This is a genomic window from Sulfurihydrogenibium azorense Az-Fu1 (assembly GCF_000021545.1).
GTDB classification, from domain to species: Bacteria; Aquificota; Aquificia; order Aquificales; family Hydrogenothermaceae; genus Sulfurihydrogenibium; species Sulfurihydrogenibium azorense.
In genome coordinates this window covers 750,761-764,785 of record NC_012438.1, presented here as the reverse complement: position 1 = coordinate 764,785, position 14,025 = coordinate 750,761, and the positions used below count along the sequence as shown (strand labels likewise).

General features: G+C 30.5%; 13 protein-coding genes and 1 CRISPR repeat array. Of the genes, 3 read left to right on the top strand and 10 right to left on the bottom strand.

Annotated elements, in window-relative coordinates:
• Positions 1-8: 8 nt before the first annotated feature.
• Positions 9-878, bottom strand: a complete 870-nt coding sequence (locus tag SULAZ_RS04090; protein ID WP_012674559.1) for an RpnC/YadD family protein — start codon at positions 876-878, stop codon at positions 9-11.
• Between the two features lie 229 nt (positions 879-1,107).
• On the opposite strand from SULAZ_RS04090, the gene SULAZ_RS04085 reads away from it, so the two are divergent.
• On the top strand, positions 1,108-1,944 hold the full coding sequence (locus tag SULAZ_RS04085; protein WP_012673773.1) for a hypothetical protein: 837 nt from the start codon (positions 1,108-1,110) through the stop codon (positions 1,942-1,944).
• A 20-nt stretch (positions 1,945-1,964) separates the two neighbouring features.
• On the opposite strand, the gene SULAZ_RS04080 is transcribed toward SULAZ_RS04085, so the two are convergent.
• From SULAZ_RS04080 to atpC, 4 genes are all read right to left on the bottom strand, one after another.
• The gene (locus SULAZ_RS04080) at positions 1,965-3,419 is read right to left on the bottom strand and encodes an ATP-dependent nuclease (protein WP_012674213.1); all 1,455 of its coding nucleotides are present in this window, start codon (positions 3,417-3,419) and stop codon (positions 1,965-1,967) included.
• Between the two features lie 167 nt (positions 3,420-3,586).
• The gene (locus tag SULAZ_RS04075; protein WP_012673888.1) at positions 3,587-3,850 is read right to left on the bottom strand and encodes a cupin domain-containing protein; all 264 of its coding nucleotides are present in this window, start codon (positions 3,848-3,850) and stop codon (positions 3,587-3,589) included.
• A gap of 8 nt (positions 3,851-3,858) precedes the next feature.
• On the bottom strand, positions 3,859-4,623 hold the full coding sequence (locus SULAZ_RS04070) for a tRNA1(Val) (adenine(37)-N6)-methyltransferase (protein WP_012674611.1): 765 nt from the start codon (positions 4,621-4,623) through the stop codon (positions 3,859-3,861).
• Complete coding sequence (gene atpC, locus SULAZ_RS04065; protein WP_012673648.1) at positions 4,604-5,008, bottom strand: ATP synthase F1 subunit epsilon; 405 nt, start codon at positions 5,006-5,008, stop codon at positions 4,604-4,606. Before atpC ends, SULAZ_RS04070 begins: the two co-directional genes overlap by 20 nt.
• 61 nt (positions 5,009-5,069) lie before the next feature.
• Here atpC and aspS point away from each other — a divergent pair, with 61 nt between their 5' ends.
• Positions 5,070-6,878 carry an aspartate--tRNA ligase gene (gene aspS / locus SULAZ_RS04060; protein ID WP_012674475.1) on the top strand — a complete coding sequence of 603 codons (1,809 nt, stop codon included), beginning with the start codon at positions 5,070-5,072 and terminating at the stop codon, positions 6,876-6,878.
• On the top strand, positions 6,875-7,258 hold the full coding sequence (locus SULAZ_RS04055; RefSeq protein ID WP_012673463.1) for a rhodanese-like domain-containing protein: 384 nt from the start codon (positions 6,875-6,877) through the stop codon (positions 7,256-7,258). Before aspS ends, SULAZ_RS04055 begins: the two co-directional genes overlap by 4 nt.
• A 373-nt stretch (positions 7,259-7,631) precedes the next feature.
• Positions 7,632-9,230: direct repeats of the CRISPR family, unit length 29 nt; unit sequence GTTTTGTCTGAACTATGTGGGATATAAAG.
• Positions 9,231-9,254: 24 nt separating this feature from the next.
• On the opposite strand, the gene cas2 is transcribed toward SULAZ_RS04055, so the two are convergent.
• The 5 genes from cas2 to cas5b are packed head-to-tail and all read right to left on the bottom strand — an operon-like array spanning position 9,255 to position 14,024.
• On the bottom strand, positions 9,255-9,521 hold the full coding sequence (gene cas2 / locus SULAZ_RS04050) for a CRISPR-associated endonuclease Cas2 (protein WP_012674912.1): 267 nt from the start codon (positions 9,519-9,521) through the stop codon (positions 9,255-9,257).
• A gap of 2 nt (positions 9,522-9,523) precedes the next feature.
• Positions 9,524-10,519, bottom strand: a complete 996-nt coding sequence (gene cas1b, locus SULAZ_RS04045) for a type I-B CRISPR-associated endonuclease Cas1b (protein WP_012673943.1) — start codon at positions 10,517-10,519, stop codon at positions 9,524-9,526.
• 16 nt (positions 10,520-10,535) lie between these two features.
• Entirely contained in the window at positions 10,536-11,048 is a 513-nt protein-coding gene (gene cas4 / locus SULAZ_RS04040) for a CRISPR-associated protein Cas4 (RefSeq protein ID WP_012674440.1), read from the bottom strand.
• Positions 11,045-13,312, bottom strand: a complete 2,268-nt coding sequence (locus SULAZ_RS04035; protein ID WP_012673502.1) for a CRISPR-associated helicase/endonuclease Cas3 — start codon at positions 13,310-13,312, stop codon at positions 11,045-11,047. The genes cas4 and SULAZ_RS04035 overlap by 4 nt, the downstream gene beginning before the upstream one ends.
• A 1-nt stretch (position 13,313) precedes the next feature.
• Positions 13,314-14,024, bottom strand: a complete 711-nt coding sequence (gene cas5b, locus SULAZ_RS04030) for a type I-B CRISPR-associated protein Cas5b (RefSeq protein ID WP_012675045.1) — start codon at positions 14,022-14,024, stop codon at positions 13,314-13,316.
• Between the last annotated feature and the right edge of the window lies 1 nt (position 14,025).

The window sequence follows — 14,025 nt, the reverse complement described above, 5'->3', positions numbered from 1 at the left end:
TATTTATCTTATGTAAACTCTTCTAAAGATTGTATTAAAATAGCCTTTTTCCTCATTTCCTTTAAAGCTTCTATATCATCAGTAGAGTTTATTTTAGCCTTTATCTCTTCTGGCAATTCTCCAAACTTTAACTCAAGTGATTCAATAATTGAATCTTTTAATCCTTTTTGTAGTCCCTCTTTAAAACCTTCCTCTTTCCCAATCTTTAAAACATCTCTTAACACTGGATAACTCTCTATCTCTTCCCTTGTCCACTCTATTGTAATTGGCATCTCAAAATCCTCCTGTGTTATATAACTTCTTATCTCTTCCTCTATATTATTCCTTATTTTACTTATTTCAAGAAACAGTGTAAATAGTTCTTTTCTGTCTTTTGGGTTTGCGTTCTTTATCTCTTTTATCACATTTTCTACATAAAACTTAGGGTCTTCTATCTTACACAGTCCTGCAAGCAGTTTGTCTGTGATATTTGGACTTGCTACTAACTCTTTACACGGTATATCTTTCATATCTATCAGTCTATATCTGTAAGTCCAGTCTGAAAACTGTATCTTGTCTGACATTTTTAAAGGCTCTTTTCCTATGTATATACATACTTGAATTAAGTCTTTTGGTTTGTATTTGTCGGTGATAAGGTAGAAGTATTCAAACATTCTATATGGCATAGAAGGGTCATTGGTGCTTTGTATCTCTATGTGTAGAATGGTATTATCTTCCAATTTAACAACCAAGTCAGCTTCTCTGTTTTTAACTATTTTAAGGTCAGTGTCTTGAAGGAGTTGCCAGTCTACTTTTTTTCCGAGGATTATCTCTATGAGTTTTGTTGCTGGGTTTTTGAATAAGTGTTTAAGTAGTAAATCGGTTTTAATTTTTTCCATCTGTTTTGCTCTTGAGAGATTTATAATTCCACTTCATTATCCTGGACAATAATAAATAAAATGGGAATACCTCCACTTGATTCTTCTATTTGAAGAAAATATTCATCATAATTTTTATAATCATTAAATACCTTGAGTGAGAAATTCATTTTTTCAATTTTATTTCTAATAAAAAGCCAAAAGTAGCTCGGGTTATAATATACCCAAACTACTTTTGGGAGGTCAAAAAATGCAACTGGAAAAGTTTTATAACATACTTCTCAAAAATTTTCAATCATTTAAAGTTTCTTTTTATAAGAATACAGCTAAATCTAATGCTGGTAGAAAACCAAAAATTACCGATGAAGAAATAGCAGCAGTTTTCATCTTATCATACATAACTGGAATGCCTGTTTTGAAAATAGCAAGACAATTTATTGATGACTCTATAAAGTCTTATCACATATTCAGAAAATCAAGAATTAAAAGAATATACGAACTGCTTAGAATATATCTACAAATGAGAATACTGTCTGTAATTATAGAAGTTTTGGTATCTAATAAAAAACCAAGGCTTATAGTAGATGGTACAATACTTCCAGTAGCTAATGTAAACAGAGCAAAAACCCAGAGAATAAAGAGATTTAATGGAAAGAAGTTTTGGGTAAGAAGAAAAAGAAATCTATACAGTCAACACTACAAAAAAAGAGTAAAATTTGAAGAGATATACTATGGAGTGCTTGTTATGATAATTTGTGATACAAAGGGAAGAGTTTATGACATTTGGTTTCATCCAGCAAGTTATCATGAAGTTAAATCTTTTAGGTTAAGAGCAAAAACTAGTATTTGGTTTAAAAGACTTATAAGCCTTTTTGAAGTAATAGGAGACAAAGGCTATAGAGGATGTGAGAATGTTATCGTATGTGAGACAAAAGAGGATAAAGCTCAAAGGCAGATTATTGAGAGCGTATTTTCAAGGTTAAAACAATTTAACGCTCTTAGCAGATGGAGAAAAGGTATAACGCTTCTTTCATATTTGTATGCTTATGCAATAGGTTATAGCTTTTTCAGGTACTGTGAGGTTTAATTATGGCATTAATTTCTCACTCAACGTATATTATCTGTTATTTTTATATTAAATTCTTCTTCTATCAGATCCCAGTGTATATAGTTTTCAATTTCCCTCATGCTGGTCGTAAGCCCAATTGATCCATCATTTCTATCATTAACTTTTTCTATAATTTCTTGATAATCTTTTCTATCATTATCATATAGATGAAATTCTAATAAACCAGAACCTTTTAAATAATGTGCATTAATCCAATCTATCAGGTTTGAACCATTTAATGGAATAATGGTTATAGTATTATTCTCAATCTCACTATTTAAGTGTATTAAATCTTTTAGCTCCTTTATATTTTCGTTAATGTTAATTAAAAATTTCTTATCTGTATTTCCTTCAACAAAGATTACCACCTTTGTATTTATAGGATGTATACCAAGTCTTTTTGCTATATTTAAAAGGATATTATTATCTTCTTTATAACTACTAACTTTAGGCAATGTGTATTGATAACCTTGGTCTATAAATCGTAGACTATTTACAGGTATTAATTTAGCAATATATGGACTATGTGTAGTTAGTAAAACCTGAACTTTTTCATTACTTGATAATTCTATTAAACTGTTTATAAACTGCTTCTGCTGATCAGGATGTAAAGAGGTTTCTGGTTCTTCAATCGCATAAATAGTAGAAATTTCAATTTCATCAGTATGTCTTTCGTATCTTTTGCGTTCAGCTTCAAATAAAAAAAAGCTTAGCAATATAAGGCGCCTAACCCCACTTCCTCTTTTATTTAACAGAATACCTTTATCACTATATATTCCTATTCTCTTAAAAACATCACGCCATTTTAGCTCTTCAATATCTGGTATGTATACATTAAGTTCAGTAGCAATATTACCGTTAAGTTTCTTTAATTTATCTAATGTACCATTGGCTACATCTTCAATAGCCTTTTTTATTTTTTCAGCTACTTCCTGAAGTTTATACTTTATCTCTTGTTCTTTTAATGATTTTTCAACAGCAAACATTAGTGGATCTTTGATTTCTGGATTATCGTCAGTGTTTGTTCTATCTACCTTAAATAATCCATAAATTGGAAGATAATCTTTAATTTCCCCAATAAGTTTTTTACTCAATTCCTCTCCGTTTAAAAAAGTTTTATTATTCTTTCCAAAAGTTTTAGAAATTGTAATTGAAGAATCATTTATAGGTATGTTATTTTCCTCTAATCTTCTCAGAAATTGTTCAGGTATATCCTCAAATACACAAGTTATTTTTACATCATGTTTTCCTTCCATTCTTGCGTGTATATTTATATCGTCTTCCGTAAACCTAATTTCAGCTCTACCTTCATTAAAGAATATATCCAAAGCTTCTAAAATTGAGGATTTACCCGAATCGTTAGCACCTACAAAAACAGTTAAGTCCTCTATTTCTACTTCAGTTTCATCTTTGTAACATCTAAAATTTTCAATATTTATTTTCCTAAGTTTCATATCCCTCCTCCAAAAGTCTATCTCATCCTTACATCAGCCATTAGTAAGTCTTTCATTAGATTCCATTTAGGTTCTAAAGTTTATACTTATATTTTTATTTTTACTTACTTAGTATAACTTTGTCAATTTGGATTTACACTAAATTGTTAATTTCCCTCACAAAATGTTTACTTACTACCACACAGATAACAAACACCTTCCTCAGTTTTAGCCCAGTGTCTTGTACCTGCTTTTACTTCCAGTATATCTCCCTCTTTTAAGTGATAAACTCCTTCTTCTGTACCTATCACTATTGAGCCTTTATAAACTAATCTAACTTCATCATATTTATGGGTGTGCCAGTCGTAGTAAGTTCCCGGGTCATCACACCAAGTATAGATATTTTTATATCCCATATTTTCAAGCTTTTTAACAAGCTCTTGAATACTCATAATCTTTATTATAAACGGTGGTTTGGATAATTTTCAAGTAAACTCCAAACATAATCAGTGTACTTTTTCTCTTTTGGATTTTCATAGACTATTAAAGGACTTTCTACAATCTCTCCTCCTTCTTTGGCTTGCTTTATAGCTTCTACCATAAAGTGAGTTGCTTTTTCATTTATTGAAGGATGTATAAACCTGTACCTCTTGGGTTGAAGATTATAATTTTTCAAATACTTAACAGTCTCAGAAAATCTTTCACAAGGCACTATCATAAAAAGTTTTCCCTTATTTTTCAATAAATACCAAGATGCTTTTATAAAATCTTCCAAAGTTGCCAAAACTTCAGACCTTGCTATCTTTTCTTGAGTGTTTTTATAGTCTCCGGACTTAAAGTAAGGAGGATTTATTACAACATAATCAAAATATTGATGTTCGTAAAACTTTTTTACCTCTTTAACATCTCCAAGCTTTAAATCTGCTTTTACATTGTTGAGTTTGATATTTTTCTGAGCTAACTGATAAAGGTCTTGTTGGACTTCTAAACCGTAAAACTGTATATTTTTGTACTTCAAAGACAAAAGAATTAATATTATTCCACTACCTGTTCCAAGGTCTATCAGCTTCCCAGAAGACTTTATATTGACAAAATCAGAGAGTAAAAGACTGTCTATGTTAAATCTATAACCATCTTTTTTCTGAACTATAAAAACCTTCCCCCTTACAAAAGGAGAAAGGTCTTCATCTTCTTCAAGATTTATATCAAACTTTTGCAGTTGCAAGATTTAAAAGCGTTTCAGCTCTGTGTTTTTGTTTTTCGTAATGAGATTTTTCTTCTTCTGTTAAGTTTTCTGATTGGAGTTTTGAATTTGCTTCTTCAAGGAGTCTTTTCTCGTTTTCTACATCTATTTCATCTAAGTTGTAAACCTCTTCAACTAAAGCTATAACCTTATCTCCGGCTACATCTAATATACCGTAAGTTACTGCCATCTCTTTTACTTCACCGTTTGCTTTCTCAATTCTTAACTTTCCGGGAGTTATGTTTGTAAGAAGTAGCATATGGTTTTCTAAAATACCAATTTCTCCATCAGCCGTTGTTATAACAGTTTGATACACTTCACCATTAAAAACATTTCCAAGTGGAGTTACAACATCTAATCTATACATAACGCCTCCGACGTTAAAGTTTTGATATAATTATAACATAAAACAAATTAAGGAGAAGTTGATGACAGACCAACTTAGAGACTTTAAAAGAGACTACTACTGTGGAGATTTAAACGAAGGTAATATAGGAGAAGAGGTTAGATTACTTGGTTGGGTTGATACTGTAAGAGACCACGGAGGAGTTTTATTTATAAATTTAAGAGATAGGGAAGGAATAGTTCAAGTTGTGTTTGACCCTTCAAAAATATCTCACGAAGTATACAATAAAGCAAAAAAACTCAAGTCTGAGTATGTAATAGGTGTAAAAGGTATTGTAAGCAGAAGACCCGTAGGCACAGAAAATTCAAAGATGAAAACAGGAAACATAGAAGTTTTAGCACACTACCTAATCATACTAAACACAAGCGAAGTCTTACCTTTCCAAATAGAAGACAACATAAAAGTTAGTGAAGAAGTAAGATTAAAGTATAGATACTTAGACCTAAGAAGGCCGTCAATGCAAAGAAACATAATACTCAGACACGAAGTATATCAAGCTGTAAGGGAGTTTTTGGTAGGAAACGGATTTATTGAAGTTGAAACTCCAATGCTAACAAAATCAACTCCGGAAGGAGCAAGAGACTTTTTAGTTCCTTCAAGGTTAGAGAAAGGTAAATTTTACGCTCTCCCCCAATCTCCACAACTCTTTAAACAGATTCTTATGGTAGCTGGATTAGAAAGATACTTCCAAATAGTAAAATGCTTTAGAGATGAAGATTTAAGAGCTGACAGACAGCCAGAGTTTACCCAGATAGACTTAGAGATGTCTTTTGTCTCAGAAGAAGATGTCATGAGCTTGTCAGAAGCTCTTATTCAACATGTTTACAAAAAAGTGTTAGGTATAGATATAAAAATTCCTTTTAAAAGAATGTCATACGAAGAAGCTATAAATAAGTATGGAACAGACAAACCGGATTTAAGATACGGCTTAGAGCTTATAGATATTACAGACTTAGCTTTAGAGGTTGAGTTTAAAGTATTTAACGATGTAGCAAAGTCTGGTGGACTGGTTAAAGGTATCAACGTAAAAGGTGGTGCTAAATTTTCAAGAAAAGAGATAGATGACCTTACAGAGTATGCCAAAAAGTTTGGTGCAAAAGGAATGGCTTGGATAAAACTTGAAAACGGAGAAGCTACATCTCCTATTTTAAAATTCTTTACTGATGACCAAAAACAAAGACTTTTCCAAAAAATGCAAGCTCAAGACGGAGATTTGCTTGTATTTATAGCTGATAAAAAAGAGATAACCCATAGAGTTTTAGGATTTTTAAGAAAACACTTAGCAGAAAAGTTAAACCTTATAGATAAAAATAAGTTAGAGTTTTTATGGGTGGTTGACTTTCCTTTATTTGAGTGGGATGAGGAAGAAAACAGATTAGTTGCAATCCACCACCCATTTACAAGTCCAAAAGACGAAGATATAGAAAAGTTAGACCAAGCGTTAGAAAATCCAGAAATTGCACTATCTTTCAAATCAAAAGCCTACGATATGGTTTTAAACGGAGAAGAGATAGGAGGAGGTTCAATAAGGATACACACTCCTTACCTACAACAAAAAATATTTAAACTACTAAACATCTCAGAAGAGGAAGCAAAAGAAAAGTTTGGATTTTTAATAGAAGCTCTAAGCTACGGAGCTCCACCTCACGGAGGACTTGCCTTTGGACTTGATAGAATACTTGCCCTTATGACAGGAAGTGAAAGTATAAGAGATGTAATAGCATTCCCAAAAACTCAAAAAGGAGTATGCCCTCTAACAGGAGCTCCAGATTACGTTGAAGAAAAACAATTAAAAGAACTTGGAATAAAAATAGAAGAGGAAGAAGAATGAGAAAGATATTATTCACAATACTTTTAAGTTTTGTGTTTGCCTTTGCTTACCAAGATTTAAACTCAAAGGCATTTTATGAGATGATTCAAAAGGAAAAAAATGTGATAATCCTTGACGTAAGAACACCTCAAGAGTATGAAAAAGACGGACATATACCCGGCTCTATACTAATACCGGTTCAAGTTTTACCTCAGTATATAAGAGAATTAGAAAAGTTTAAGGATAAAAAAATTCTCGTTTATTGCAGGTCTGGAAATAGAAGTGCTGCAGCAAGTAGATTTTTAGAGCAAAACGGTTTTAAAAATGTTTATAACTTAAAGTATGGAATTATTGACTGGAAAAGAAATAACCTTCCGGTAGAGTATGGAATGAAAAAGTAAAATGTTTTTAAATAGAAAAGTTGTATTTTTCGAAAAAGTTTTGTAAAATATTTTTAGTAGTTAATAGTTGGAATTTAAACACCTTGACAAATGAATATGTTAAATCCCACTTAAGGTTTTGACAATTTGGTGAAATTAGCTTATTGATAATGATTATTATTAAGTTTTGCATCGTGAAAACAGAAAATATATTATTGTAATATTCAAGCAGTGATGCGGGTGAAAGTGGGAATATAATAGAAAATATATTTGCATTATGTGAGCTACGATGCAATTAACCTCAATTTGCGAGTGGTTAACGAAAATAAAAATTACCTGCAAATCAGCGTCATTACTTGATTATTTAAATTTTTTTATTTTTAAAAATTAACGGGTTTTGTCTGAACTATGTGGGATATAAAGCGCTTGCTTAAGCAAGCGATTGACTTAAAGAGCGGTGTTTTGTCTGAACTATGTGGGATATAAAGATAGGCTTTCAACTTGCTTTCTTTTGTTTCAACCAAGTTTTGTCTGAACTATGTGGGATATAAAGGTGATATCCACTATCGTAAAAATTAACTATTTTCATGTTTTGTCTGAACTATGTGGGATATAAAGTCAATAGCCACATATATAGCTTTGAATTTTGTTACAGGTTTTGTCTGAACTATGTGGGATATAAAGTCAAGTTCATTTGGAATTATAAATTCTCTGTTTTTATAGTTTTGTCTGAACTATGTGGGATATAAAGTAAAATACCCATAAAAGACCCATAAAAGTCCATAAAGTTTTGTCTGAACTATGTGGGATATAAAGAAAGTAATCATATATATAGAGATGTTTTACTATATAGTTTTGTCTGAACTATGTGGGATATAAAGTAGCTATACAGAAATTATCTATTATATTTGCTGTCGTTTTGTCTGAACTATGTGGGATATAAAGAGATATTCCACTTATAGGAACTGAAATATCAAAATATGTTTTGTCTGAACTATGTGGGATATAAAGTAGGCCTTGTTAAGCAATCTTCTGAAAAAGATTGCTGTTTTGTCTGAACTATGTGGGATATAAAGTCTTCACTGTTTGCGGCAATCCATTATCGAGTTCAAGTTTTGTCTGAACTATGTGGGATATAAAGGAGTGTGAATAAATCATCTGTATCAACTCTCTAACAAGTTTTGTCTGAACTATGTGGGATATAAAGTCTCCAGTCACGTAATAGAAGTTTGATAAATGAGCGTTTTGTCTGAACTATGTGGGATATAAAGGATTCTTCTCTAATCACTGAGAGCATCTCTCTCAGTGTTTTGTCTGAACTATGTGGGATATAAAGGCTCCTTGCGGGCGGGGCTTCTGTGAAAGTCTCTTTAGTTTTGTCTGAACTATGTGGGATATAAAGCTATAAATTAAATAATAAGGAGGTTTTAGCCCAAGCTGTTTTGTCTGAACTATGTGGGATATAAAGGCATAAGGAAATAGCTGTGAGATGTCAACAGAACTCGGGTTTTGTCTGAACTATGTGGGATATAAAGATTTCACTTTTGTAAACAATATCACTGATAGTTCCTAGTTTTGTCTGAACTATGTGGGATATAAAGTCTGCTTTTATGCCTGCCTGTAATCCCAAATTGTTCAGTTTTGTCTGAACTATGTGGGATATAAAGGAAGCCTGAGTGGCTTGAACAGCATACTCTGATAAGTTTTGTCTGAACTATGTGGGATATAAAGATGTGATAAACTCTTTTACATCTTTATTCATTTTTTGTTTTGTCTGAACTATGTGGGATATAAAGATTTGTCAAATATGAATGGAAGATGTACTACTTGGAAGTTTTGTCTGAACTATGTGGGATATAAAGTGAAGTGGCGTACTGTATGGTATAAAAACTCTCTCTGTTTTGTCTGAACTATGTGGGATATAAAGAGATATTGTCCTCTTGAATACTTTATTCCCCAAAGTTGTTTTGTCTGAACTATGTGGGATATAAAAAGAGATATGTTTTTATGCAAAAATTTATAAAAAGTTATCCAGAAAGCTTTTTTCTATACCTAACACTTTTTTGTTAAGATTTTTTGGATTTTCTACTTGATAGACATAAACACTGTCTTCAGACGGTGATATAACCTCTTTTACTTCGGATAGACATTGTGCAAGTTTTCCTTTTGATATTTCCCCCTCAAATGTAGAAAGCTGAGTCCAAAATAAATATTTTCTCAGTATTTTTCTAACTTTATTTAGTCTGTTTTCGTCAGTTATATCGTAAGTTATTATTACAAACATTTTTACCACCAAGCTTTAAAAGGTTTATAAATTTCATCACCTATTAGATGCTTTATAAGTTTATAACACTCTAACCTTATCAATTGTCTGTAAGATACATTTCTTTTTAATCTTCTATGCTTTACGGTTTTTGATAATCTTTCTTCATAAGCTTTCAAAAACTTTTTTCTTCCATTTTCGTTTAAATATGTATAATTTAAATCTTTATCAAAATCATCAATCGTTATCTGACCAGTTTTTATTAAATTAAAAATTAAAGGGTCAATTATAAAAGGCTTAAATATTTCTGCTATATCTAAAGAAAGTGAAAATCTCTTTTCTTGAGGACTGTGGAGGTAGCTTATTGTTGGATCAAGTTGAGTTCTGTAGATTTCTGTTAAAACTGTGTTATACATTATAGAGTTTCCAAAGCTTATTAAAGCGTTTATAGGATTGGTAGGTGGTCTTTTTTCTCTTTTTTCTATAAAAAAATCTTTGTTTTTAATGACTGTGTTGAAAAGTTGGTAATAGTGCTCTCTTATATTTCCTTCTATTGCCATTAGTTCTTCAATTGTTTTTGTTTCAAATATTTTAGGAAGTAAATCTTTTTCAATATTTTGAAAATTTTCAACGCTTATTCCAGATTTTCTTAAATTCCTTAAGATATGATGAACTGCACCTTCTATAAAAGAAATAGCTAACATCTGCCTTTTTGAATCATCGATATGATGTTTAACTTGTTCTACAAGTAAAGAGCCCGAAACATTTTTCTTTCTTGGTAGGAAGCTACCAGAATAATAGCCATAGTAGTTAAAAAAGTGCATGGGTATATCATATTGAGATAGGTAGTTTATAGCTTTTGTATTTATATCAACTTCACCAAAGATAAAGATTGTGTCAATATCGTTTATAGGTAGAGGTGTTTTTAGAGATTCTCCATCCTTTTCTGTTTCAAAGTAAACTGTGTTTTCTTTTCTTCTTATTCTCCCATTTGAGTTAATATAGTAATTTCTTGGCATTGATTAAAATCTCCCCCTATCCATAACAAAATTCAAAGTATGCACATTTTTGGCAGTAAGCAGCATCTATAACAGGAGGTGGTTTTTCTTGTTTTAGTATTTTATTTATCTCTATCAGAACTGCTTCTAACTCTTTTTCAGCTTCTTCCGTCAACTGAATAAACTCTCTTTTCTTCTGCTTTGGATAATTTATTATTCCTTGTTTTTCTATACCTAAATTTTTTAGGTAGTAAAGATAGTACAAAACTTGCATCTTGTCTGCTTTTTCCATTTTATCAGAGTATTTAACTTCTTTAATGTTAACTCCATCTAATATATCTATCGATATTAAATTGTCTATTAATACTTCTTTTTGTCTTTCCCTTTCATAACTATCCATGTGTAGTAAAGCACCAAGTAGCACTTTATCTGATTTATCTTCCATAGTTATCTTCCTATCAAAAAGCCACAGCTTCCTATGGCAGATATAAAAATAATTAACTTTAATACCATTTACTTTAAGCCGGTTAAAGTTAATGTCTTCTATCAAAGGATTTCTCCAAGTTCTGGGTCTTTGCTTATGTCAAGTCCAAACTCACTATCGTATTCAAAATTAACAGTAAAAATTTTATTTCTAAATTTATCTGGAGTTATTTGAGTTGGAATAATATTTTTTAATTTATAAAAAGGCATACTTACTGTAAATTTATTTAAAGTGTAAAATGCCTGAATTTTTTCAGAATATTTTTTTGACTTATCTAAGGCAATTTCTATAGCCTTTTCTATTTCATCTAAATTTTCTTGATAAACTTCTTCTGGAATAACGTTTATATTTAAAATTCCTCTAAAAAGCTGTTGGGCTTCTCCTTTAGTATCAGTTTTGAAACCTGCGTTTAGCAGTTCCATATTTTTGATAAAATTTTTATAAAAGCTTGTGTTTTTTATTTTCTCAATCTCATATACTTTTTTCATTAAATTTTGCTTTTCTTCGTCTGATAAAATTTTATTGTTAAATTCTTCTAAAGCTTCTAATGTAAAACTTATAATTTCATTGTTATAAATTTTTCCTTTATCAGAAGGTTCTTTTGTAGCAATTACAATATTGGCGTTATCACTTTCATTAATTATTCTCCCTTGTTTTCTGTAAACCCTTCCCATTCTTTGAATTAAAGAATCTAATGTGGAGATTTCTGCAAACATAATGTCGTAATCTATATCTAACGAGGCTTCTACAAGCTGAGTTGAAATCCATATAACTGGTTCAGTAGGACTTTTTATTTGTTTCTCTTTTTCATTTCTATCTATTTGAATAAAGAGAGAATGTAAAAGTTTAACATTTAGGTTTTCAATTTCTTTCAAAATTTTATACAGCTCTTGTGCTTTTTTAACAGTATTTGTAATTACTAAAACTTTCTTACCTTGATTAAACTGAGAAATAATTTCTTTTGAGAGCTCATCTATAGTTCTATTTTCCAACTTAATTTTATGTTTTTTTTCAGAATTAAAAACAGGATCCAATTCCTCTACAAAATCTTTCAAATATTCATTTATAAAAGGATGAATTGTTGCACTCATAAAGCAAAATTTTCCGCCGTAATATGCTATTTCTTGAAGTCCTTTTATAATTATTGCAAGGGTATCTGGTGAATAACTCTGTGGTTCATCTAATACAACTTTTGAATACATCAAAGTAGCATAAATTTTTTCATATCCAGGATACTTTAAAACTGACGTAAATAATTGATCTGCTGTAGTTATAGTAATAGGCATGGAAAATTGCCTGCTAGTTTGTGTTCTAATTATGTGCTCTTCAAGAGAGAGAAATTCATCTATTGTCTCATTACTTTCCATTCCATAGAATAACGCATCACTATGTAAAAGCCCTATTTTTTCCTTATCACTTTCAAAAATACTAACAAATCTATCATACATAGCATTAACAGAAACTCTAACAGGTAAAGTATAAAAAGCTTTATCCTCACCAATCCAATTTACAGCGAATTCTGTCTTCCCAATACCAGTTGAAGCTGTAAGCAATACATTTTTATTTCTTAGTTCTTTTGCTTTTTCTTGGAAAGGCTTTAGTCCTTTAAAATTATCTTTTTTAGAAAGATAAGATATTAATTTTTCATCTACGTTATGGATTCGATTTTCTTCTACAGGTAAATGAGCAGATGCAGAGTGGTCTAATCTGTGAAGAAGCCCTTTAAATAAAATAAAAATTTTGTTTTTCTTTATTTGAGATATTTTTTTATCAGAATTATTCATATAGGATTTAATTTCATCATAAACAAAATAAGGTGATTCTTCGTTTATATTGGAAAGGTCAATATTAAATTTGGATAGCCAACTTAAAAGACATAATTTTGGTTTTAGATCTCTTTTAAAAACTGAATCCATATAATCGACACTGAAGCTTATCTCTCTGTTATGATGGAATAATACAGAGTATAGAACATAATCAAAAAATTCATTATTTAATACATTAGCTATACTTGAATTAAATAAAAATATTCCAGAGAGATAATTATGGGGAATTTCTTCTTTTGTTCCTGATGAGATTTTAACATCCTCTCCTATATACCTCTTTATTTTCCTTTGAAAATGTGATGAAATTTTACCTAAATCATGAAATAAACAGGCAATTTTTAAAGCATTCCAAAAATCTTCATTGGCTCCGATACTTTCCAATTCTTTTCCGTATATTTTTTTTATTCTTTCTAATTCTTCCAAAAGATTTTCTGTATGCTCTCTCAAAGTTTCAGGAAAAGCTTTTCCATCCTGAAAATATAATTTTGCATAAAACTCTTCCATTTTATTCATCACCTATCAAATCTATAATCGCTTGATCAGCTTCATCAAATAGAATCTCTCCATTTTTTAAAGTTCCTGAATCGACATAAACAACATCTTTTTTTTCGAAATATCTAAGGCCTGTTTTATCTAATAATTCTTTATCATATTTAAAATTCATTCTGTAATTTATCCCGCTTAACCCGAACAGATCTGCAGTTTTTTTATTCAGATAAACCCCGCTTTTTATTAGAAACCTTTCAATATTTGAAAATTTCCTAAGTTGAGGTTCTATAAAATCTATGTAGTCGATTCTAACTAAATCTTCTTTTCTTCCAAGAGAAGGATATTCATTCTTTAGAAGATTTTCTTTAAATAGTTTCAGATATTCTTCTTTTGCTTTAAGATATATAGTCAGAGAAATATCATAAATGTTTACCACATAAGTTGGAGACTTTGAGAATACTTTATTAAAACCTTCTAAAAATATTCCTCTTTCTTTATCTCTTTTTCTATCAAATTTTATAAGTGTCTGTAAATCATGGACAACAGATGAAAATTTCCCCTGAATACTCATAGCAATAGGTATATATTGATTTACACCAATTGTAGTATGAAACCATCCCCTAACAGTTGACAGAGGCGGCAAAGGATAACTATCCCAGAAGTTAAAACTCATCGGTTTTCTATAGTTTGCAAAAATCTGATAAGCTTTTATTTTAAGAAGTTTCACC